This window comes from Dactylosporangium maewongense, assembly GCF_039531485.1.
In the GTDB taxonomy this organism is placed as follows: Bacteria; Actinomycetota; Actinomycetes; order Mycobacteriales; family Micromonosporaceae; genus Dactylosporangium; species Dactylosporangium maewongense.
Genome location: NZ_BAAAQD010000005.1, coordinates 374,855 through 394,970 on the forward strand (window position 1 = coordinate 374,855; position 20,116 = coordinate 394,970).

The 20,116-nt window shown below is 73.8% G+C and carries 21 protein-coding genes; 5 read left to right on the top strand and 16 right to left on the bottom strand.

Annotated features, from left to right (window positions below; all coding sequences use genetic code 11):
- Positions 1-32 precede the first annotated feature (32 nt).
- Entirely contained in the window at positions 33-551 is a 519-nt protein-coding gene (locus ABD332_RS16000; protein WP_344502688.1) for a type 1 glutamine amidotransferase domain-containing protein, read from the top strand.
- 221 nt (positions 552-772) lie between these two features.
- Positions 773-1,816, top strand: a complete 1,044-nt coding sequence (locus ABD332_RS16005) for a hypothetical protein (RefSeq protein WP_344502689.1) — start codon at positions 773-775, stop codon at positions 1,814-1,816.
- Positions 1,817-1,854: 38 nt separating this feature from the next.
- Here ABD332_RS16005 and ABD332_RS16010 read toward each other — a convergent pair whose 3' ends face one another.
- A complete protein-coding gene (locus tag ABD332_RS16010) occupies positions 1,855-2,517 on the bottom strand; it encodes an SDR family NAD(P)-dependent oxidoreductase (RefSeq protein ID WP_344502690.1) in 663 nt (220 codons plus the stop codon).
- 58 nt (positions 2,518-2,575) lie between these two features.
- On the opposite strand from ABD332_RS16010, the gene ABD332_RS16015 reads away from it, so the two are divergent.
- Complete coding sequence (locus ABD332_RS16015; protein ID WP_344502691.1) at positions 2,576-3,541, top strand: dipeptidase; 966 nt, start codon at positions 2,576-2,578, stop codon at positions 3,539-3,541.
- A 52-nt stretch (positions 3,542-3,593) separates the two neighbouring features.
- On the opposite strand, the gene ABD332_RS16020 is transcribed toward ABD332_RS16015, so the two are convergent.
- The 11 genes from ABD332_RS16020 to uraD all read right to left on the bottom strand — a co-directional run bounded on the left by ABD332_RS16020 (position 3,594) and on the right by uraD (position 14,168).
- A complete protein-coding gene (locus tag ABD332_RS16020; protein ID WP_344502693.1) occupies positions 3,594-4,097 on the bottom strand; it encodes a flavin reductase family protein in 504 nt (167 codons plus the stop codon).
- Between the two features lie 102 nt (positions 4,098-4,199).
- A complete protein-coding gene (alc, locus tag ABD332_RS16025) occupies positions 4,200-5,156 on the bottom strand; it encodes an allantoicase (protein WP_344502694.1) in 957 nt (318 codons plus the stop codon).
- Positions 5,153-6,451 carry an allantoinase AllB gene (gene allB / locus ABD332_RS16030; protein WP_344502695.1) on the bottom strand — a complete coding sequence of 433 codons (1,299 nt, stop codon included), beginning with the start codon at positions 6,449-6,451 and terminating at the stop codon, positions 5,153-5,155. Before allB ends, alc begins: the two co-directional genes overlap by 4 nt.
- Positions 6,448-7,602: a DUF6986 family protein gene (locus ABD332_RS16035; RefSeq protein WP_344502696.1), complete on the bottom strand. Its 1,155-nt coding sequence runs from the start codon at positions 7,600-7,602 to the stop codon at positions 6,448-6,450. The genes allB and ABD332_RS16035 overlap by 4 nt, the downstream gene beginning before the upstream one ends.
- A 2-nt stretch (positions 7,603-7,604) precedes the next feature.
- Positions 7,605-9,857, bottom strand: coding sequence for a xanthine dehydrogenase subunit D (gene pucD, locus ABD332_RS16040; RefSeq protein ID WP_344502697.1), 2,253 nt, complete (start codon positions 9,855-9,857; stop codon positions 7,605-7,607).
- Between the two features lie 61 nt (positions 9,858-9,918).
- Positions 9,919-11,265 (bottom strand): 8-oxoguanine deaminase, encoded by a 1,347-nt coding sequence (locus ABD332_RS16045; RefSeq protein ID WP_344502698.1) that lies wholly within the window; start codon positions 11,263-11,265, stop codon positions 9,919-9,921.
- Positions 11,262-11,720: a (2Fe-2S)-binding protein gene (locus tag ABD332_RS16050; protein WP_344502699.1), complete on the bottom strand. Its 459-nt coding sequence runs from the start codon at positions 11,718-11,720 to the stop codon at positions 11,262-11,264. The genes ABD332_RS16045 and ABD332_RS16050 overlap by 4 nt, the downstream gene beginning before the upstream one ends.
- Complete coding sequence (locus ABD332_RS16055) at positions 11,711-12,562, bottom strand: FAD binding domain-containing protein (RefSeq protein ID WP_344502700.1); 852 nt, start codon at positions 12,560-12,562, stop codon at positions 11,711-11,713. The genes ABD332_RS16050 and ABD332_RS16055 overlap by 10 nt, the downstream gene beginning before the upstream one ends.
- A complete protein-coding gene (gene pucL, locus ABD332_RS16060; RefSeq protein ID WP_344502701.1) occupies positions 12,550-13,401 on the bottom strand; it encodes a factor-independent urate hydroxylase in 852 nt (283 codons plus the stop codon). The genes ABD332_RS16055 and pucL overlap by 13 nt, the downstream gene beginning before the upstream one ends.
- A 3-nt stretch (positions 13,402-13,404) precedes the next feature.
- A complete protein-coding gene (locus ABD332_RS16065) occupies positions 13,405-13,695 on the bottom strand; it encodes a hydroxyisourate hydrolase (RefSeq protein WP_344502702.1) in 291 nt (96 codons plus the stop codon).
- Complete coding sequence (uraD, locus tag ABD332_RS16070; protein ID WP_344502703.1) at positions 13,692-14,168, bottom strand: 2-oxo-4-hydroxy-4-carboxy-5-ureidoimidazoline decarboxylase; 477 nt, start codon at positions 14,166-14,168, stop codon at positions 13,692-13,694. The genes ABD332_RS16065 and uraD overlap by 4 nt, the downstream gene beginning before the upstream one ends.
- A 140-nt stretch (positions 14,169-14,308) precedes the next feature.
- Here uraD and ABD332_RS16075 point away from each other — a divergent pair, with 140 nt between their 5' ends.
- On the top strand, positions 14,309-15,586 hold the full coding sequence (locus ABD332_RS16075; RefSeq protein WP_344502704.1) for an AAA family ATPase: 1,278 nt from the start codon (positions 14,309-14,311) through the stop codon (positions 15,584-15,586).
- Positions 15,587-15,813: 227 nt separating this feature from the next.
- On the opposite strand, the gene ABD332_RS16080 is transcribed toward ABD332_RS16075, so the two are convergent.
- The 3 genes from ABD332_RS16080 to ABD332_RS16090 all read right to left on the bottom strand — a co-directional run bounded on the left by ABD332_RS16080 (position 15,814) and on the right by ABD332_RS16090 (position 18,793).
- Positions 15,814-16,587: a GNAT family N-acetyltransferase gene (locus ABD332_RS16080; protein WP_344502705.1), complete on the bottom strand. Its 774-nt coding sequence runs from the start codon at positions 16,585-16,587 to the stop codon at positions 15,814-15,816.
- Between the two features lie 48 nt (positions 16,588-16,635).
- A complete protein-coding gene (locus tag ABD332_RS16085) occupies positions 16,636-16,992 on the bottom strand; it encodes a hypothetical protein (RefSeq protein ID WP_344502807.1) in 357 nt (118 codons plus the stop codon).
- A 361-nt stretch (positions 16,993-17,353) separates the two neighbouring features.
- Positions 17,354-18,793 (bottom strand): MFS transporter, encoded by a 1,440-nt coding sequence (locus ABD332_RS16090; protein ID WP_344502706.1) that lies wholly within the window; start codon positions 18,791-18,793, stop codon positions 17,354-17,356.
- A gap of 102 nt (positions 18,794-18,895) precedes the next feature.
- Here ABD332_RS16090 and ABD332_RS16095 point away from each other — a divergent pair, with 102 nt between their 5' ends.
- The gene (locus ABD332_RS16095; RefSeq protein ID WP_344502707.1) at positions 18,896-19,291 is read left to right on the top strand and encodes a MarR family winged helix-turn-helix transcriptional regulator; all 396 of its coding nucleotides are present in this window, start codon (positions 18,896-18,898) and stop codon (positions 19,289-19,291) included.
- On the opposite strand, the gene ABD332_RS16100 is transcribed toward ABD332_RS16095, so the two are convergent.
- Entirely contained in the window at positions 19,273-19,971 is a 699-nt protein-coding gene (locus ABD332_RS16100; RefSeq protein ID WP_344502708.1) for a class I SAM-dependent methyltransferase, read from the bottom strand. The two genes, ABD332_RS16095 and ABD332_RS16100, sit on opposite strands and share 19 nt — an antisense overlap.
- Positions 19,972-20,116: the final 145 nt, after the last annotated feature.

Genomic DNA, 20,116 nt, shown 5'->3' on the forward strand with positions numbered 1-20,116 from the left:
GGGGAACGCGACACAGAAGGAGGACATCGACGATGAATGTCGCATTTCTGGTTGCCAAGGAGGGCATCGAGCAGGTCGAGCTCACGGAGCCGTGGAAGGCTGTCGAACACGCGGGTCACACGCCGCGCCTGGTCTCGCCCGAGCCGGGCCGGGTGCAGGCATACCACCACCTGGACAAGGCCGACGCGTTCGACGTCGACGTGACCGCGGCCGACACCCGCGCCGACGACTACGCCGCCCTCGTCCTACCCGGCGGCGTCGGCAACGGTGATCTGTTGCGCTGGCAGCGGCCCGCCGTCGGCCTCGTGAAGGACTTCGTCGCCTCGGGCAAGCCCGTCGCCGTGATCTGCCACGGTGGCTGGGTCCTCATCGAGGCCGGCGGCGTCGGCGGCCGCCGCGTGACGTCGTGGCCGTCGATGCAGACCGACTTCCGCAACGCCGGCGCCACGTGGGTCGACGAGGAGGTCGTCGTGGACGGCCCGCTCATCAGCAGCCGCAAGCCCGACGACCTGCCCGCGTTCTGCAAGGAGCTGGTCGAGGCCCTGGCCTGACCGCCACCGGCGAGGCAGCGGCATGCCACCACCGGCGAAGCCTTGGCATGCCACCACCGGCCGGCATGACCACCACCCGGCCAGCCGTGGCATGACCTCCACCCTGACCAAGCGGGCATGGCCTCCACCCTGGCGGGGTCTGGCATGACCACGACCGGGCCTGGCCCGCGCGACCGCGCGGCCCGGTCGTGCCCGCCCCGGGGTACTAGAGTCGGCGGGCGATGCTGGACCTCACCCGGGAACTGATCCGCCGTCACGAGCGCGGGGCGGCCGGCCGGCACGACGTCTGGGTCCGCGCCGCGGCACGGGCGATCAGGCGGGCCGGCGACGCCCACGACGCCGCGGCGCTGCTGCCCTGCTTCCTCGACGACCCCGAGGCGCGCGGCGCGCTGCTGCCGGTGCTCGCGTGCCACGGCGACCGCTCCACCGCGGCGGCGCTGCTCGCCGTGCACGACCGCAACCCCGAGGTGCTGCACGTGGTCGGCTGGTTCGGCCACGAGCCGGCGACCCTCATCCTCTGGGACCACGCGCTGCACGGGGACTGGGACGAGCAGTGCAGCGCGGTGCTCGGCCTCCTCCACCTCAGGTGCGACGGCATCGACGTGGCCGCGGAGCTGCGCCGGCACGAGGGCCGCGGACTGTTCCCCGAGCTGCTGCCCGCCCTCGCCGTGAAGACCGGCGACCCGTCGTGGGCGCGGCGGCTCCTCGACTGGGGGACGACCGGCGCCTCGACCGACTGCAACGGCGGGCTGCTCCTCGGCCTGGCGCTGCTCGGCGCCGCCGGCCGGGACGCGTTCGACCTGGCGCTGTGGAGCCCCGCGTGGGAGACGTGGTCGGGCTCGACGGGGACGGTCCGCTGGGCGGCGCGCGGCGTCCTCGCCACCGGGTGGGGCGTCGCCGGACTGCGGTCCCGCTTCGACGCGCACGTCAGCGCCGCGACCGACCCCGCCGACCGCACCAACGCCGTCCTCGTCCTCACCGGCGTCGTGGACCGCTGGCTCGACGACGAGTGGACCGGCCTGCGCGCGGCCGTGGCGCCGCCGGAGACGAGGGAACAGGCGTTCCGGCTGCTGTTCGAGGGCGAACGGGCGCTGGACCGCCTCGCCGAGCGGCTGGTCGACGAGGCCGGGGACGGCGGCCGCACCGAGATCGAGCCGGGACTGCCGCTCCGGTTCGTCCTGCGGCAGGTGTACGACCTGCGCCGCCGCCTCGAAGACGCCGTCCACCACGAGGCGGACCTCGACGCCCGGACCCGCACCCCCTGATGCCACCGCGCGGCGCCGTCACGGGCGGTGCGGCACGGTCACCGCTTCAGGGTGCTCCGCGTGATCATCCGCAGGGCCCGGGCGGCGACGGACATCCTTCTCGGGTAGGACACCACGGGCCGGCGGGTGCGAACGGCCTGCATGAGCACGTCCACCGCACGGTCGACGCTGACCAGCATCGGCTTCGCGGCACCCTGGGCCATCTTCGTGTCGACGAACCCGAACCTGACCGCGGTGACCGCCACGCCGCGCGGGCGCAGCGCCGCCGACAGGCCGAGCAGGTAGGAGGTCAGGCCGGCCTTCGAGGCGGCGTACCCGGGCGCGTCGGCGGAGATGAGCACGTCGGCGAGGCTCGACAGCCCGATGACATGGCCGCGCCCGGCCGCGAGCATGCCCGGCACGACCGCCTCGACGGTCCGGGCCGCGCCGATCAGGTTCACCTGGAGCGCCCTCGTCTGCGCCGCGAGGTCCGCGGGGTCGAACATCTCGCCGACGCCGGCCGCGTACACGCACAGGTCCACCGGGCCGACCGCGGCGAGCACCGCGGGGAACTCGTCCGCGGTGACGTCCACGACGTGCTGCACGACGCCGTCCCGCGGGCTGCGTGACACGCCGGTGACGCTCCACCCCTCGGCGACGAGGCGCTGCGTGAGCGCGAGTCCGATCCCGTCACTGTTGCCGACCACGAGGGCACGCTTCACCCGGCGAGCGTAACCACGCCCCTCGGCGGCGGCCAAGACATGCAGGTAGCGTGCCCGTATGACGGTTGATCGGCTGCTGTGGGAGCAGCACACCTGCCTGCCGCTTTCGGTGCGGGCACGGGTCAGCGACCTGCGGCGCTACCGGAGGCCGGGCGGGACGTTCGCGTCGGTCAACGTCGGGTACGCACCGCACAGCGCCGACGAGGTCCGCACGTTCCTTGCGGCGTTCCGGGCCGGGGTGGCACTCGAGGAGGAGATGGTGCTGGGCGAGTCGGTCGCCGACATCGACCGGGTGCACCGGGACGGCGGGATCGCCGTCGCGTTCGACCTGGAGGACTCCGGGCCGCTCGAAGGGGACCTCGGGCGCGTCCGGGAGTTCTTCGACCTGGGCGTGCGGACGATGCTGCCGACCTACAACCTGCGCAACGCGGCCGGGTCGGGCTGCCTCGACGAGGTGGACGAGGGGCTGACCGCGTACGGCCGCGACCTCGTCCGGGAGATGAACGCCGTCGGCATGGTCGTGGACGGGTCGCACTGCAGCATCCGGACGGGCCTCGACCTGGCGGAGGTGACGCAGCGGCCGATGGTGTACAGCCACTCGTCCATGCGGGCCGTGTGGGACCACCCCCGCAACGTGACCGACGAGCAGGCCAGGGCGTGCGCCGCGACCGGCGGGGTCATCGGCATCACCGGCGTCGGGATCTTCCTCGGACCGAACGACGCCTCCGTCGAAGCGCTCGTCCGGCACATCGACTACGCCGTGGAGCTGGTGGGACCCGACCACGTCGGCGTCGCGAGCGACTTCGCGTTCGATCACGAGGACCTCGTCCAGGAGATGACGACCAACCCGGAGCTGTTCCCGGAGAGCTACACGCGATGGGGGCCGATCGAGCTCATGCCGCCGGAGGGCCTGCTCCAGGTCGAGGCGGCCCTGGAGGCGAGGGGCTACCCGGCGGACGCCGTGACCGCCGTCCTGGGCGGCAACTTCCGCCGCGTCGCCACCGAGGTCTGGTCCGCCCCGTAGCCGGCCGGCCGGGGTCGGAAGGGTGAGGTCAGGCGGGCGACCGGGCCGCGGGTCAGCGGTCGAGGGCCAGGTAGCTGCCGTCGTGGTACACGAGCGGCGTCGCGGTGGCGTCGGAATGGTGGGCGGCGTGGACCGGGGACGCCACGACGATCACGTGGTCACCGGCCTCGACGTGGTTGACGACCTCGCAGATGAGGACCGCCAGCACGCCGTCCAGCAGGGGGACGCCGTCAGGGCCTGAGGTCCAGGTGCCGCCGGCCGCGGCGTACGTCGCGTAGCGGTCGGCACCCCTGGCGGCGAACGTGCGGGCCACGGGCTCCTGCCCGGCGGTGAGGACGTGCACGCCGACCAGGCCGGCGCCGCGGACGATCGGCCACGCCGAGGCGGCCTTGGCGACGCAGAAGGAGACCAGCGGCGGGTCCAGCGAGACGGACGTGAAGGACGTCGCCGTGAAACCGGTCGGCGGGGAGCCCGGCGCGGTGACGACGACCACCGCGGCCGCGTGGCGGCGCAGGACACGGCGAAACAGCCCGGAGTCGATCGCGGTAGCGGTCACCCGTCCTCCTGTCACATCCGCTGCCCGGAAGGCCCTGCCCCGAACGCACTGCCCGGAAGTCAGGGGAACCTTACCCGTGGGTACCAGATGCAACCATCGGCGTCAGAGGGTCTCGCCGAAGAGGCGGAGGCGGGCCATCCCGCCGTCGGGGAAGACGTCGAGGCGGACGTGGGTGGCGGGGACGGTGCTGTCGAGGCGGAAGCGGTGCCTGGTGTCGGGCTGCAGGTCGACCCGGGGCAGCAGGTCGAACCAGGCCGCATCGGACGAGGGGTCCAGGGTGCCGCGGAGCGTGGCGGCGGCGGGGGCGTTGCCCTTGAAGTGGGTGGTGTCGAGCTCGGCCAGGCGGATGGTGCCCCGGGCGGCCAGGCGGACGAGGACCCAGTCGTTGCCGTCGTCGCGGCGGCGGGCCGTCTCCCAGCCGTCCCCCATGACGCGCGCGTGGCCGGGCAGGATGAGGTTGTTGGCGGAGCCGTAGAAGCGGTTGCTGCAGTCCACGACGAGACCGCCGAGCTCGATGGCCGCGAGGTCGACGGTCATGCCGTGCAGCAGCGCCGGGTCGGGGTCGACGACGCCGTGCACGCGGAGGCGGGCGACGCCGCCGTCGGGGAAGATGTTGAGCCGCACGTGGGTGACCCGGCGGTGGTCGGTGACCTCGAAGAGGTTGCGCGTGTCGCCCCGCACGGCCGACCGGCCGACGAGGGGGAACCAGCCGGTCAGCGCGGCGGGTGCGGGATGCCCGGGGACCTCGCAGCCCTCGACCGAGACGTGCGGCGGGTAGTTGCCGGTGAAGTGGGCGGTGTCGACGACGACGCCGTGCACCGCGCCGGGGGCGCCGAGGCGCACCACGGCCCAGTCGCGCAGGTCCGGACCGAGGGTGCGGCGCCGGCGGGTCTCCCAGCCGTCGTAGACCTTCCCTTTGGGGCCGAACGTCCACGTCTCGAACGTGGACGGCTCCGGGTTGACGAGGTTGTCGCGGGCGGCGAAGAACTCGTCGTTGGCGTCGACCACGCCGCCGCCGAGCAGCCGGGACGCCAGGTCGGGCAGGTCCGTGAAGGTCATCGATCCTCCGAGCGCCGCAGCAGCGTTCCGTGTGGGGTGTCACCGACCGGCACGCCGCGCAGCCAGGTGGTGTGGACGACCCCGCGCAGCGCGGCGCCGGCGTAGGGCGTCACGGGGTGCCGGTGGTGCAGGGCGGTCGCGTCGACGACGAACGGCTCGTCGGGGGCGAAGGCGACCAGGTCGGCGTCGGCGCCCACCGCGATGCGTCCCTTGCGGGTCAGGCCCACGAGGTCGGCGGGTCCCAGCGCCATCCAGCGCACCACGTCGGCGAGGGTGAAGCCGCGGTCCTGCGCCTCGGTCCAGACGGCGCTGAGGCCGACCTGCAGCGAGGCGATGCCGCCCCACGCGGCCGCGAAGTCACCGCTCTCCCGGCGTTTGAGGTCTGGTGTACTGGGTGAGTGGTCGGACACGACGACCGTGATGGTGCCGTCCGCGAGGCCCGCCCACAGCCCGTCCTGGTTCACGGCGTCACGGATCGGCGGGCAGCACTTGAACTCGGTGGCCCCGTCGGGGACGGCGTGCGCGTCGAGGGTGAGGTAGTGCGGGCAGGTCTCGGCGGTGACCCGGACCCCGCCGGCGGCGGCCTCGCGCAGCAGCGGCAGCGCGTCGGCGGCCGACAGGTGCAGGATGTGCACCCGCACGCCCGCGGCGGCAGCGGCGGACAGGGCGGTGCCGACGGCGGCGACCTCGGCCACCGGCGGCCGGGAGGCGAGGAAGTCGGGGTAGGCGCGGGACGCGAGGGTGTCGCGCAGGTGCCCGGGGTCCTCGGCGTGCACGACGAAGAGCGCGTCGACGCTCGCGAACGCGGCGGCGAGGCCGTCGCGGTCCAGGGGCGGGAACTCGGGGACGCCCGAGTCGGCGAGGAAGCTCTTGAAGCCGAAGACCCCGGCGTCGTGCAGCGCGGGCAGCTGGCCGGCGTTGCCGGGGATGGCGCCGCCCCAGAAGCCGACGTCGACCCAGCACTTGCCGGTCGCGGCGGCCTGCTTCTCGCGCAGCGCGGCGACGGTCGTCGTCGGGGGCAGCGAGTTGAGGGGCATGTCGATGATGGTGGTGACGCCGCCGGCGGCCGCGGCGCGGGTGGCGGTGGCGAACCCTTCCCACTCGGTGCGGCCGGGCTCGTTGACGTGCACGTGGGTGTCGACGAGGCCCGGCAGGAGGACGAGGTCGCCGAGGTCCTCGTCGCAGTCGGCGTCCACGGGGCCGAGGGCGGCGATCCGTCCGTCGTGGACGGTGACGGTCGCCGGGCGCGGGCCGTCCGGGAGATACACCTGCCGCGAGCGCAGCGTGAACGTCACAGGGCCACCAACTCCTCGATCGTCCGCCCGACGGAGGGCGCCGACAGGGCTCCGCAGTGGACACCGCGGAGCAGGAAACGGGCGATGGCCCGGGCTGTGGCGGGCTCGTCGAGGATGCCGCTGTCACGGCGGGACAGGTAGGCGTCGAGGCGCCGGCGGGCCTCGGGCAGGCCGGCGAGGTAGAAGCCGAACGTGGCCGCGTAGCGGGTCGGCAGCTGCGCCGGGTGCAGGTCCCAGCCCTGGTGGATGCCGCGTTCGAGGCTGCGGCGCACCAGCCGGGCGTGCACCTGCCACGCGGCGTGCACGGCGGCGGTGTCGCCGACGGGGAGGATGTTGGTGGAGCCGTCGGCGACGTGGACGCCGGCAGCGGACGCCGCCGCCACCTGCATGACCGCCTTCGCGTGGTCGGCGACCGGGTGGTCGAGGGCCTGGTGCGCGGGCGCGACACCGAGGGCGGTGCTGTAGTCGTACGTGCCGTAGTGCAGCCCGGTGAGCCGCCCGCGCGCGGCGAGGATCATCCGCGGCAGCGGCGACGTGCCGTCCGGGCCGAGGACCGCCTGCGGGGTCTCGACCTGCAGCTCGAAGCGCAGCCGCCCCTCCTCCAGCCCGTGCGCGTGCTCCAGCTGGCGGCACAGCAGGACCGCGGTGTCGACGTTCGCGACCGAGGTGGGTTTCGGGATCGTGACGACGAACTCCGGCGGCGGCGGGCCGAGCGCGGACAGGAACAGGTCGAGGGTGCGGGCGGCGCGCCGCACCGTCGCCGGTTCGAGGCTCTTGACCCGCAGCCCGCTGAACGGCACGGCACAGGCGCGCAGGGCGGCGCCCGCCGCGAGGGCGTGCTCGTCCTCGACGGGGGAAGGGCGCACGCCGTAGCCGTCCTCGAAGTCGACGCGCAGGTCCTCGACCGGTTCGCCGGCGAGCTTCGTCCGTACCATGTCCACAATGGACTCAGAGAAGCCCGGGAGCCCGTGCTCCTCCAGGGCGGCCAGCGCGAGCGCTCCCCAGTCGCGGACCGTGGTGGCGCTGAACCGGTCGGCGGGCACGTAGCAGGTGTGCACGGGGCGGCGGGTGACCGGCGCGGGCGGCGGTGTGTCGCCGGCGTGCTCGGCGCTCGCGAGCAGCTCTTCGAGGTCGAGGTCGGTGAGTCCCATGCTCAGGTCCCCGTGAGATGTTCGGGCCGGACCGGGACGCGGTTGAGCGCGAGGCCGGTCGCGGCGCGGATCGCGGCGACGATCGCCGGGGTGGACGAGATCGTCGGCGGCTCGCCGACGCCGCGCAGGCCGTAGGGCGCGTCGGGGTCGCCGAGCTCGAGCACGTCGATGCGCATCGGCGGGACGTCGAGGATGGTGGGGATCAGGTAGTCGGTGAACGACGGGTTGCGGATGAGCCCGCCGTCGACCTGGATCTCCTCCATCACGGCGAGGCCGAGGCCCTGAGCGGTGCCGCCGGCGATCTGGCCGCGCACCGACTGCGGGTGCAGGGCCCGGCCGACGTCCTGCGCGGTGACGATCTCGACGACCCGCACGAGGCCGAGCTCGACGTCGACGTCGACGGTCGCGCGGTGCGCGGCGAACGCGTACTGCACGTGCGCGTCGCCCTGGCCGGTCAGCGGGTCCAGCGGCGTGGTCGGCCGGTGCCGCCACTCGACCGTCTCCTCGACCGGCACGTCGCCGAGCACGTCGGCGAGGTCCGCGATCAGCTCCCCTTCCCCGGTGACGAGCTTGCCGCCCTGCAGGGCGAAGTCGTCCCTGCCGATGCGGCGGCCGAGCTCCCGGCGGACGGCGGCGCAGGCGGCCTTGACGGCGCCGCCGGTGACGTACGTCTGCCGCGACGCCGAGCTGGAGCCGGCGCTGCCGATGGTGGTGTCGGCGGTGGCGACGGTGACCTGGTCGACGCCGAGCTCGGTGCGCACGATCTGGGCCTGGACGGTGACGAGCCCCTGGCCGACCTCGGCGGCGGCGGTGTGCACGACGGCGGCCGGCTCCCCGCCGACGACCTCGAGCCGGACGCGGGCGGTGGAGTAGTCGTCGAACCCCTCGGAGAAGCCGACGTTCTTGATGCCGACGCCGTAGCCGACGCCGCGGCGCACGCCTTCGCCGTGGGTGGTGTTGGCGACGCCGCCGGGCAGCTCCCGCAGGTCGCCGCCGCGGTCCGGGGGTTGCGGCGCGGCGCGGACCCGGTCGAGGAGGTCGGCGACGGGGGCGGGGCCACGCACCACCTGGCCGGTCGGCATGGTGTCGCCGGGCGCGATGGCGTTGCGGGTCCTGACGTCGACGGGGTCCATGCCGAGCGCGGCGGCGAGCTTGTCCATCTGGGACTCGTAGGCGAAGCACGCCTGCACGGCGCCGAACCCCCGCATGGCGCCGCACGGCGGGTTGTTCGTGTAGACGGCGTAGCCGTCGACGAGCACGTTGTCCACCGTGTACGGTCCGACGCCCAGCGTGGTCGCGTTCGCGACGACGGCCTTGGACGTGGAGGCGTACGCGCCGCCGTCGAGCACGATGCGGGCCTTCACGTAGACGAGCCTGCCGTCGGTGTCGGCGCCGTGCTCGTACCACATGCGCGCCGGATGCCGGTGGACGTGCCCGTGGAAGGACTCCTCGCGCGAGTAGACCATCTTCACGGGGCGGCCGGTGTGCAGCGCGAGCATGCACGCGTGGACCTGCATGCTGACGTCCTCGCGGCCGCCGAACGCCCCGCCGACGCCGGCGAGGCTGAGCCGCACCTTCGAAGCCGGCAGGCCGAGGCAGTCGGCGACCTGGTCGAGGTCGCCGTGCAGCCACTGGGTGGCGATGAAGAGGTCGACGCCGCCGTCCTCGGCGGGGATCGCGAGGCCCGACTCGGGCCCGAGGAACGCCTGGTCCTGCATGCCGACCTCGTACTCGCCGGTGACGACGACCGGGGCGGTGACGGACTGGTCGCCCTTGCGGATCGGCACGTGCCGCAGCAGGTTTCCCCTGTCGTGGACGGTGTCCGCGGAGTCGATGGCGGCGACCGGATCGGTGATCGGCGGGAGCGGCTCGTACTCCACGACGATCGCGGCGCACGCGCGGCGGGCGGTCTCCGGGTGGTCGGCGGCGACGATGGCGACCGGCTCGCCCGCGTAGCGGACCTGGTCGATGGCGAGGACGGGCTGGTCGCGGTCCTCGAGGCCGTACCGTTTGGCGCCGGGCACGTCGGCGGCGGTGAGGACCGCGTGCACGCCCGTGGTGGCGACGGCGCCCGTGATGTCGACGCGGACGATCCTGGCGCGCGGGTGGGGGCTGCGGAGCGTGGCGCCCCACAGCATGCGGTCGGCCCACAGGTCGGAGGAGAACGCGAACTCGCCGGTCACCTTCAGGGTGCCGTCGGGCCGCTGCGGCGAGGTGCCGATGCCCTGCTGCGTGCCCAGCGCCGCGGTCGTCATCGCGCCTCCAAGTCCTTGCGAGAGCCCGCACCTGCGAGTGGGCAGGGCGCTGGAGGCGCGGTCATCGGGCCTCCCGGAGCTTGCGGGCCGCCCGGGCGAGCGCCGCGGCGGCCATGGCCTCGTCCACCGTGGACAGCGCGCCGTCCTGGACGACGACGCGGCCACCGACGAGCAGCAGGCGCAGCGGCGCCGGCGGGCCGAACACGAGCGCGGCGACCGGGTCGTCGATGCCGGCGTGGCCGATGCCGTCGAGCCGCCACAGGGCGACGTCGGCGAGCTTGCCGGCCTCCAGGGAGCCGAGCTCGTCGGCGCGGCCGAGGCAGCGGGCGCCGCCGATCGTGCCCAGCGCCAGGGACTCGCGGGCGGTGAGCGCGGCCGGCCCGCCCCGCAGGCGGGCCAGGTACAGGGCCTGGCGCAGCTCCGGGCCGAGCTGCCCGGCCTCCTGCGACGCGGCGCCGTCGACGCCGAGACCGACCGGCACCCGCGCGTCGAGCAGGTCGCGGACGGGGGCGATGCCGGCGCCGAGCCGCCCGTTGGAGCTCGGGCAGTGCGCGACGCCGGTGCCGGTGGCGCCGAGCTTCGCGATCGCGCCGGGATCCAGGTGTACCGCGTGGGCCAGCCACACGTCGTCGCCGAGCCAGCCGAGCGACTCGGCGTAGTCGACGGGCGTGCAGCCGTGGACCTCCCGGCAGTACGCCTCCTCCTCCACGGTCTCGGCGAGGTGCGTGTGCAGCCGGACCCCTTCGGAGCGGGCCAGGTCCGCGGCCTCGCGCATGAGCCGCGGCGTGACGGAGAACGGGCTGCAGGGCGCGACCGCGATCCGCACCATCGCGCCGGGCGACGGGTCGTGGAAGCGGTCGATCGCGTCCTTGGTCGCGGCGAGGGCCGCGTCGGTGTCCTCCACGACGCTGTCCGGTGGCAGGCCGCCGTCCTTGACGGACAGGTCCATCGACCCGCGGCACGGGTGGAAGCGCAGGCCGACCGCCGCGGCCGCCTCGATCTCCGCGGCGAGGACGTCGCCGCCGTCGCGGGGGAACACGTAGTGGTGGTCGGTGCTGGTGGTGCAGCCGGACAGCGCCAGCTTGGCGAGGCCGGCGGTGGCGGCGGCGTGCACGGTCCCCGCGTCGATGCGGGCCCACACCGGGTACAGCTCCTTGAGCCAGCCGAAGAGGATCTCCTGCTGGGCGTAGCCGCGGGTCGCCGACTGGTACAGGTGATGGTGGGTGTTGACGAGCCCGGGCGTGGCGAGGCAGCCGGTGCCGTCGACCCGGGTCGCGTCCGGCGCGCCCTCGTACGGGCCGGGTCCCACGGCGACGATCCGGTCGCCCTCGACGGCGACGTGGCCGTCGGCGTGCTCGGTCCCGGCACCGTCCACCGTGGACACCGCGCAGTGTTCGATCACGATCATTCGCCGGCCGCCAGCTTCACCGCGGCGACGATGTTCTCGTAGCCGGTGCAGCGGCACAGGTTCCCGGCGAGGGCCTCGCGGATGTCGGGATCGCTGGGCACCGGGTTGCGCGCGAGCAGGTCGTGGACGGCGACGACGAGGCCCGGGGTACAGAATCCACATTGGACCGCGCCGGCGGTGAGGAACGCCTGCTGGACCGGGTCGAGGCCGTCCGCGTCCGGCAGCCCTTCGACGGTGCGGACGTCGCGGTGCTCGGCCTGGCCGGCGGCGACGAGGCAGGCGCAGACCGGGGTCCCGTCGAGGTAGACGGTGCACGATCCGCACTCGCCCTGCTCGCAGGCGTTCTTCGCGCCGGGCAGCCCGAGGCGTTCGCGCAGCACGTACAGCAGGCTCTCCCCCGGCCAGACGTCGTCGGCCTGGCGGTCCTCCCCGTTGACGGTCAGGTTCACGCGCATCGGTGCTCCTCCCAGGCCCAGCGCAGGGTGCGGCGGCCGAGGACGGCCAGCGCGTGCCGCCGGTAGGCCGCGCTGCCGCGCACGTCGTCGATCGGCCGGGCGGCGGCGCCGACGAGCTCGCCGAACCGCCGCGCGAGCGACTCCGGCAGCGGCGCGCGGTCCTCCCACGGCAGCTCGGCGGACAGGGACTCGGCGTCCGTGGCGCGCAGCGGGGTCGGCCCGGCGGAGCCGATGCCCGTGCCGACGCTGCGGCGGGACGGGTCGAGCGCGAGGGCGAACGAGCAGACCGCGATGACCATCGCGTTGCGGGTGCCGACCTTCGCGAACTGCTGCGGCCCCTTCGCGGCCGGCACGAGGAACGCGGCGATCAGCTCGTCGGGGGCCAGGACGCTGCGTTTGGGGCCCTGGAAGAAGTCGGTGACGGCGACGGTGCGGGTGCCGCGGACGGAGGCGACCTCGACCTCGGCGCCGGTGGCGAGCAGCGGCGGGTGCGCGTCGCCGGCGGGTGAGGCGGAGCCGAGGTTGCCGCCGACGGTGCCGCGGTTGCGGATCTGGGGTGAGCCGACGGTCCTGGCCGCCATGGCCAGCCCGGGCAGGCGCGTGCCGAGCTCGTCGATGATGCGCCGGTACGTGACGCCGGCGCCGATCCGCAGCCGGTCGCCGTCGGTGGCCCAGTCGGTGAGCGCCGCGACCCGGGTCAGGTCGAGCAGTGCGGGCGGCCGGCGGCGGTCGAAGTTGAGCTCGACCATGATGTCGGTGCCGCCGGCGATCGGCACCGCGTCGGGGTGTTCGGCCTTCGCGGCCAGGGCCTCGTCCCAGGTGGACGGTCTCAGAAACTCCACGTGACCTCCTCGGCGACATCGTCGTCGCGCCTGACGGTCCCTTCGATCAGCCCGTACGGCCGGTCGGCGGCGTAGTACACCTCGTCGGGGTTGTCGAGCCCGAACGGGGCCAGATCGACGAGGAAGTGGTGCCGGTTGGGCAGCGACAGCTTCACCTCCACGACGTCCGGGCACGCCGCCAGTACCGACGAACCCATCGCGAACAGGGTCTGCTGCAGCGCCAGGCTGTGGGTGGCGGCGAACGCCTCGACCAGAGCGGCCCGGGCCGCGCCGTGGTCCGCCGAGCCGGTGTGCCGCCAGGTGGCGTTCACGCTGGTGGCGAGGATCCGGTCGCGGGTCTCGGGCAGGGTGGTCCAGGCGTCCTTGACGAAGCCGTGGAACTCGGAGTCGGTCGTCTTGAGCAGCACCAGGTCGCGGACGCCGGACACGACCTGGGTGTGCTCCGCGTCGTGGTGGACGGTGGCGGTGCGCACCTCGCCGCCGTCGCGGCGGAACGTGTGGCGGCCGTCGACGGGCCGCCACGGGTACTGCTCGACGTGGACCCGGGCGCCGTGGATGCTCGGCTGGGAGCCGACGAAGTGCCGGGCCAGCCGCGCCGCGAATGATTCGATGTCGTCGATGCCGTGCTGGCGGGCGAACGCGTAGACGGTGTTCTTCTGCGTGTCGGTCGGCAGCACGGCGCCGTTGTCGCCGGTGAGGTGGCTGGCGGCGAGGTCGCCGCGCAGGGAGACGCTGACGTTGAGGTCCATGAGCTCGTCGCCGCCGGGCCCGCGGGTGACGCGCACGATGCGGATCTCGGCCTTGCCGTACTGGTTGGGTCCGAGGGCGAAGGTCGGCACGGGTCAGCTCCCCCGGTAGGTCGAGTACCCGTACGGGCTCAGCAGCAGCGGCACGTGGTGGTGCCGCTCATCGGCGACCGTGAAGACGATCGCGACCTCGGGGAAGAAGTCGGAGGCGAACTCCGTCCGCAGGACCAAGCGGTGCCGGCCCGCCTCGAGCGGCGCGTCGAACCGCCATCGGCCGTCCGTGTCGGTCACCCCGTCGTGCGGTCCCGAAGGAGTTTCGAGGCACACCGGTACGCCGGCCACCGGAAGCCCTCTGGAGGTGTCCAGCACGTGGGTGGAGAAGCTCATACCACGAGCCGTTCCAGGCGCAGCTCCACAATCTTGCGCAGCTCGCCCCGGACGACCCGGCGCTCGGTCTCCTCGTCGTTGCCGAGCCGGCCGCGGGCCTCGGCGAGGATCTCCGGCGCGCTCCTGCCGCTGGCGAAGATCAGAAACAGGTGGCCGAAGCGCTCCTCGTAGACCCGGTTGGCCTCGGCGAGCTCGGCGGATCCCTGGACTTCGGACTGCTCGCGGCGCGACCAGGCGGCCTCCTCGCTGTCGCCCTCGGGGCGCTCGCCGATGCGGGGGTGGGCGGCGAGGGCGTTGGCAAGGTCCGGCCAGCTCAGCGCGTCGAACTCGGCGACGCCGGTGACGATGAGGTCGGCGGATGTCGGATAGGGGCGGTGGCCGGCCACCCTGGCGGCCCAGCCGGGCGACGCGCAGCAGGCCAGCAGGGCCTCCTGCGCCGCGGCCGGCGGCAGATCGTTGAAGTGGGCGAGCATGGCCCCCCTCTCACTATCTCCGGCACCATACTCCGGAGATGTTTCATGTCTAGGCCTGTCCAGTATCCCCTTTTTGTCTCCCCAAGCCACGCCTTCTCCGTCGCGGTGCCGCCTGTCCGGCTGCGTGGCAGACTCGAAGAATGCAGTTGCGGCCGGAGATCGAGCTCGTCGAGGCGTCGGGCCGGTCGCTGCGCATCATCGACGCGCACCTGATCACCGACGGCCCGATCGGGCACGACCTGCCGGACCGCGGCGTCGTCCTGACCGCCGGCCCCGACGGGTACACGGCCCGCTGGTCCCGCGGTTTCGTGAACCTGCCCGGCCTCGCCCGGGCGTTCGTCGGCGGCGCCACGGGCGGGGCCCTCTTCCGGCTGCTCGGCCTGCCCGGCGCGGTGCTCGGGGCGGTCATCGCGGTCGGCCTGGCCCGCACCGCCAAGGACCGCCCCACGACCGTGCCCGACCCGACCGTCACCGTCGTCGAGGACGGCCCCGACCTGGTGCTGCGCTCGGCCGACCTGGCGTCGCTGGTGTTCGCCGTGATGGAGCTGACCGGCGCGACCGACCCCGTGACCGTGAGCCCCGCCTTGCAGCAGCCCTCGCTGACCGACTCCGAGGCCGTGCGCCTCGACGACGTCGGCGGGCTCGACGAGGTCGTGGCGCAGTTCCGCGACGTGGCCGTGTCCTTCCGCCACCCCGAGGTCATGGCCCGCTGGGGCGCGACCAGGCCGCAGGGCATCCTGCTCTACGGCCCGCCCGGCACCGGCAAGACGATGCTCGCCCGCGCCCTGGCCAACGAGATCGGCGGCGAGCTGCGCGAGATCCGCACCCCGGAGATCCTCGACAAGTGGGTCGGCAACTCCGAGAAGAACATCCAGCGGATCTTCGCCGACGCCCGCCGCCTCGACCACCCGACCGTCCTGCTCTTCGACGAGTTCGACTCGATCATCAGCTACACCGGCGCCGCCTTCGACGCCGCCGGCCAGATGATCAACGCGGTGGCCGGCATCTTCAAGCAGGAGATGAACACCCTCATCGAGCACAACCCCAACGTCATCGTCGTGGCCACCACCAACTTCCCCGACCGCGTCGACGCCTCGCTGATCCGCTCGGGCCGCTTCGACCTGAAGCTGGCGGTGCCGCCGCCCGGCCCCGCCGCCCGCGCCGACATCCTCGGGAAGCTGCTGCGCCGCCTCATCGCCCGGCACGAGGTCGGCGGCTTCCGCCTCTTCGCCGACGACGTCGACGTGCCTGCTCTGGCCGCCGCGGCGACCGGCCTGACCGGCGCGGACTTCAAGGAGGCGCTGCGCCGCGCCCAGCTCGACAAGGCCATGGACGAGGCGCGCCAGGGCCGGCCCCCGTCCCCGATCACCCACGCTGACCTGCTTGCTGTGATCGCCGCTGTACGACCCACCGCCTGACCGACTGTCCGGCGTCGCCTCCGCTGCTTCTCCGCGTCGCGCCAAGCGACATTTCGCCCCCGCGGCCTCGATCGAGCGCTCCGTCCCCGCGACCACCTTTGGCGCGGCGGCCCCGCGGCCTCGTTGAGCGCGGCGTTCGTCGTCAGCCTATGGCGAGGCCCAGGCCGAACGAGCGGGCGGCCAGGGGCGAAGGTCGCTGATCTGTCCGGTGTCGCCCCGAGTCGGGCTCAGGGGTTGTGGACGAACGGCGTCGTGGTGGCGAGTTGCTGGAAGCCGAGCCGGCGGAGGATCGGGCGGCTGTCGGCGGACGCGTCGACCTGCAGGTACCGGTAGCCGGCCGCGGCGGCGAGGGCGGCGCGGTGGGCGACGAGCGCCCGGAAGACGCCACGCCCGCGCCAGTCGGCGACGGTGCCGCCGCCCCACAGGCTGGCGAAGCCGGTGCCGCCGTGGAACTCGACCCGACCGGCGCAGATGGGCCGGTCACCGGCCATGACGACGGCGGCGGCGATCTCACCGGGACGGTCGGCGAGGCGTGCGGTGAGATCCTTGCCGATGCTCGAGTGGTCGCCGCCGAACACCTCGTCGTGGACCGCGACGACCAGGTCGGCCCCGGCCGCGTCGGTGACGGGCTCCAGCCGCGTGCCGGCGGGCAGCGTCACCTCGAGGGGAAGGCCGGCGACCTCGGCGAAGAGCAGGCCCTCGACGGGGCCGGGCTCGAACCCTGCGGCGAGGAGCCGCCCGGGCAGGTCGGCGGGGCGGTCGTGCGAGTAGTGCTTCCACTCCCACGGCTGGCCGAGCCGGCCGAACCGCTGGATCTGCGCGGCGATGACCGCGTCGGCGTCGAGGCGGTCGAGGTCGCACCAGGAGATGCCGTGCCAGCCGTCGCTGGAGGAGACGACCCGCACGATGCCCGGCTCACGCTCCACGACCGAGCCGGCGCCGGCCCCGGGCTCCTGGCGGATCTTCTCGTCGAACAGGGCTAGCACCCGCTGGGCATCCACGCCTCAAGACCACACCCTCGCCGATCCGCGTGCAAGCGGTTTGCGGCGTCAACCGGTGTAGGTGCCGATGACCTCGATCACGCCGACGAGATGCTCGTTGAGGGCGTCGACGTCCTCGGCGGGAATCCACAGCTCGAGCACGGTCCCGCCGCCCGCACGCCGGCTGACGTACCGCCGGGCGAACGCCGTCTCGACCCGGAACCGCGTCACGTGCCCGACCCCGGACGCCGGCACGTTCCATTCCCGGGCGATCTGCGTGGCGTACTCCTCGTTGAGGACCGGGTAGAAGATCGGCTGATCGGCCAGCCGCGCCGGCCAGCGCCGCCAGTCGGCCGCCTCGACGAGCCGCAGCTCCTCCGGGCCGACGGGCCGCCACAGCGTCGTCGTGCCGTCGGCGTTCTCCACCCGCCCCACGAGCAGCTGCGCGGCCAGCCGTGCCACGTCAGGGTCGACGCCCTGCCCGCCCGGCGGGCTCTGCTCCACCCACGCCGCCCGGTCCGCCGGGACGGCCGGCGCAGCGGCGAGGTCGTCGATGAGGGCGGCGAGCACGCGGTCGCCTTCCAGCCAGCGCAGTGCGGCGACGTCATCCGGGTCCGAGCTCTCGATGACCGCGGCGAGCGCCGCGGCGTCGAGCTCGTACGCCGCCGATCCGGCCACGTGACCGCACGCCGCCACGAGCGGCGGTGGCCAGCCGGCATCGGCCCGGACGAACTCGCCGCCGACCGGGCCGATGCCGTATGCCTTCGTCACAGCGGCAAGTGTCGCATCACGCGTGCCGGCCGCGACGCCCGGAGAGCACCGGCACCAGGCTCAGTGCGAGCCCGGCGAGCGCGACGCCGGTGACGAGGTTGACGCCGGGGTGGAACTGGGTGAAGTCGCCGGCGCCCGTCCCCGCGTCGCCGCCGGTCGCGACGAGGGCGGTGACCGCCGCAAGGATGAGGGCCGCGCCGACCTGGCCGGAACTCTGCACCAGTCCGGAGGCGAGCCCCTGCTCCTCGTCGGCGATGCCGTCGGTCGCCTGGGCCATGATCGAGCTGAACCCGAACGCGAAACCGCCGCCCAGCAGCAGCATCGCCGGCAGGATCGCGAGCAGGTAGTGCGGCGCGCTGCCGGCGGTGAGCAGGAACCAGCCGTAGCCCAGGCTCATCGACAGCATCGAGGCGACGATGAGGCGCGGGGTGCCGTAGCGGTCGATGAGCCGGCCGACGAAGGGCGAGCCGAACGCGACCAGCAGGCCCGCCGGCAGCAGTGCGAGCGCCATCCGCAGCGGCGACCAGTGCAGGACGCTCTGCAGGTACAGCGTCATCATGAACTGGAAGCTCAGGTAGGACCCGAAGAGCGCCACCATGCTCACGTTGGCGCGCACGATCGAGCCGACCCGCAGGATGCCGAGGCGGATGAGCGGGTGCGCGACGCGCCGCTCGATGAGCACGAACCCGGCCAGCAGCGCGACGGCGACGACGGCGGAGGCGAGCGTCACCGGGTCGAGCCAGCCGCGGTCGGGCGCGGACACGACGGTGTAGACCGCCAGGAGCATGCCGCCGACGAGGGTGGCCGCGCCCGCAAGGTCGTGCCCGCCGCCGTGGGCCGGCTCATCCCTGGGGATGAGGACGCGGCCCGCGACCAGCGCGGCGATGGCGAGCGGCACCGGGATGAGGAACGTCCACCGCCAGCCGACGCTGGTCAGCAGCCCGCCGAGGATCAGCCCGGAGCTGTACCCGCTGGCGCCGAAGACCGAGAAGACCGACAGCGCACGGTTGCGGGCCGGCCCCTCGTGGAACGTGGTGGTGAGGATCGACAGGGCGGTCGGCGCGGTGAACGCGGCGGCGAGGCCCTTCACGAAGCGGGTGGCGATGAGCAGCGTGCCGTCGTCGACGAGGCCGCCGACGAGGGACGCGACGGCGAAGACGCCGAGCGCGACGAGGAACACGCGACGCCGGCCGAGCAGGTCGGCGGTCCGCCCACCGAGCAGGAGCAGGCCGCCGTAGCCGAGGACGTACCCGTTGACGATCCATTGCAGCGAGGTGGTCGACAGGCCGAGCTCGGCGCCGATGGACGGCAGCGCGACGCCCACCATCGACACGTCGAGGGCGTCGAGGAACAGCACGGCGCAGAGCACCGCGAGGATCCCCCAGAGCCGCGGGGTCATCGTCGCGTGGGGCTCCGGCGCGATGGTCGTGCCTGGGGCCGGGAGTGTCGTAGTCACGGCACGGACACTAGATGCATGCGCATTCAATGTCCACGCACTAATTGCTGCTGCATTTAATGTGGGTGCATCGGGATGTGGTACCGGAGTAGGATGCGCGGCATGACGTCGCAGGCTGCGCTGATCGAGCACTGGCGCTCGCTGCTGACCAGCTACAACGAGGTCGCGAGCCATCTGGAGCGCGCCCTGTCGGAGACGCACGGGCTGAGCATGAGCGAGTTCGAGATCCTCGACCGGCTCGTCGCGCAGCAGTGTGAGAAGCGCCGCATGCAGGACCTCGCCGCCGACATGTACCTCAGCCAGAGCGCCCTGTCACGGGCGGTCGCGCGGCTGGAGAAGAGCGGCCTGGTGTCGCGCGCGCTGTGCGAGGCCGACCGGCGGGGCGTCTTCGTGACGCTCACCAGCGAGGGCCTGCACCGGCACACCGCCGCCCGGGAGACCCACCTGGCCGTGCTCGCAAGTCACTTGCAGGTCGGCGGTCAGGACACCCGACGGTAGTAGGAGTCGACCGCCGGCTGGCCGGTGTAGTTGGCGCCCGCCGTGTCGTCGGCCCCGAGGTACTCGTACGGCAGCGCGACGTCACCACGGTCGTCCCGGCCGATCCTGCGGCGGCGGCCGTCGTAGTTGAACCCCGCGTCCCGCAGGTGCGTGGCGAGCCGCCGCCCGGCGGGCCGGCCGTCCTCGAGCCGCACGCTGTCCAGGTCGATGTCCGCGACGAGCCGGCCACCGCCGGTCAGCCAGCCCGCCGCCTTCGCCAGGAGGCCGAGCTTGTCGCCCACGTAGTGCAGGCCGTGCACGCTGGTGATGAGGTCGTACCGCCGGTCGGGCTTCCAGTCGGCCACCGACGCGGTGGTCAGCCGCAGCCACGGCACGTCCGGCGCCGGGTCGAACATGTCGACCAGGTCCACCCCGTGGACGAGGACCCGCTCCCCGACACCGGCGGCGTCCAGCCTGGCGGCCGCCTCGACCAGCGCCCGCCCCGTGCCGCAGCACAGATCGAGCCACGCGACGGTGTCCGCGGTCCCGGTGACCGACACCAGCGGCAGGAGCGCGTCGACCGGGTTGAACCCCAGCTCGCGGTCATAGCTGTCGACCCCGGCGAGCCCGCGCCCGCGGTTCATCGCGGAGTTGGCCACCACTGACGAGCCGGCGAGCGTGTCGTCATCGAGCAGGGTCACCGGACCATGATCGCAACCATCCCCCACGAAGCCAACACCGCGCCGCCCTTCCCCCACCCTCGTCCGCCGTTCCGTCCCGTTCTCTGGGATGACTCCCCGCCGCACCGCCGCAACCCGCGTGCGGAGATCGCCATTCGCGGCGTAC

Excerpts from the sequence above, each read along its gene's own strand:
- ABD332_RS16000 (WP_344502688.1), top strand. The coding sequence starts at position 33 with ATGAATGTCGCATTTCTGGTTGCCAAGGAGGGCATCGAGCAGGTCGAG.
- ABD332_RS16005 (WP_344502689.1), top strand. The coding sequence starts at position 773 with ATGCTGGACCTCACCCGGGAACTGATCCGCCGTCACGAGCGCGGGGCG.
- ABD332_RS16015 (WP_344502691.1), top strand. The coding sequence starts at position 2,576 with ATGACGGTTGATCGGCTGCTGTGGGAGCAGCACACCTGCCTGCCGCTT.
- alc (WP_344502694.1), bottom strand. The coding sequence starts at position 5,156 with ATGACCTTCACGGACCTGCCCGACCTGGCGTCCCGGCTGCTCGGCGGC.
- ABD332_RS16035 (WP_344502696.1), bottom strand. The coding sequence starts at position 7,602 with ATGGGACTCACCGACCTCGACCTCGAAGAGCTGCTCGCGAGCGCCGAG.
- pucD (WP_344502697.1), bottom strand. The coding sequence starts at position 9,857 with ATGACGACCGCGGCGCTGGGCACGCAGCAGGGCATCGGCACCTCGCCG.
- ABD332_RS16045 (WP_344502698.1), bottom strand. The coding sequence starts at position 11,265 with ATGATCGTGATCGAACACTGCGCGGTGTCCACGGTGGACGGTGCCGGG.
- ABD332_RS16050 (WP_344502699.1), bottom strand. The coding sequence starts at position 11,720 with ATGCGCGTGAACCTGACCGTCAACGGGGAGGACCGCCAGGCCGACGAC.
- ABD332_RS16065 (WP_344502702.1), bottom strand. The coding sequence starts at position 13,695 with ATGAGCTTCTCCACCCACGTGCTGGACACCTCCAGAGGGCTTCCGGTG.
- uraD (WP_344502703.1), bottom strand. The coding sequence starts at position 14,168 with ATGCTCGCCCACTTCAACGATCTGCCGCCGGCCGCGGCGCAGGAGGCC.
- ABD332_RS16075 (WP_344502704.1), top strand. The coding sequence starts at position 14,309 with ATGCAGTTGCGGCCGGAGATCGAGCTCGTCGAGGCGTCGGGCCGGTCG.
- ABD332_RS16095 (WP_344502707.1), top strand. The coding sequence starts at position 18,896 with ATGACGTCGCAGGCTGCGCTGATCGAGCACTGGCGCTCGCTGCTGACC.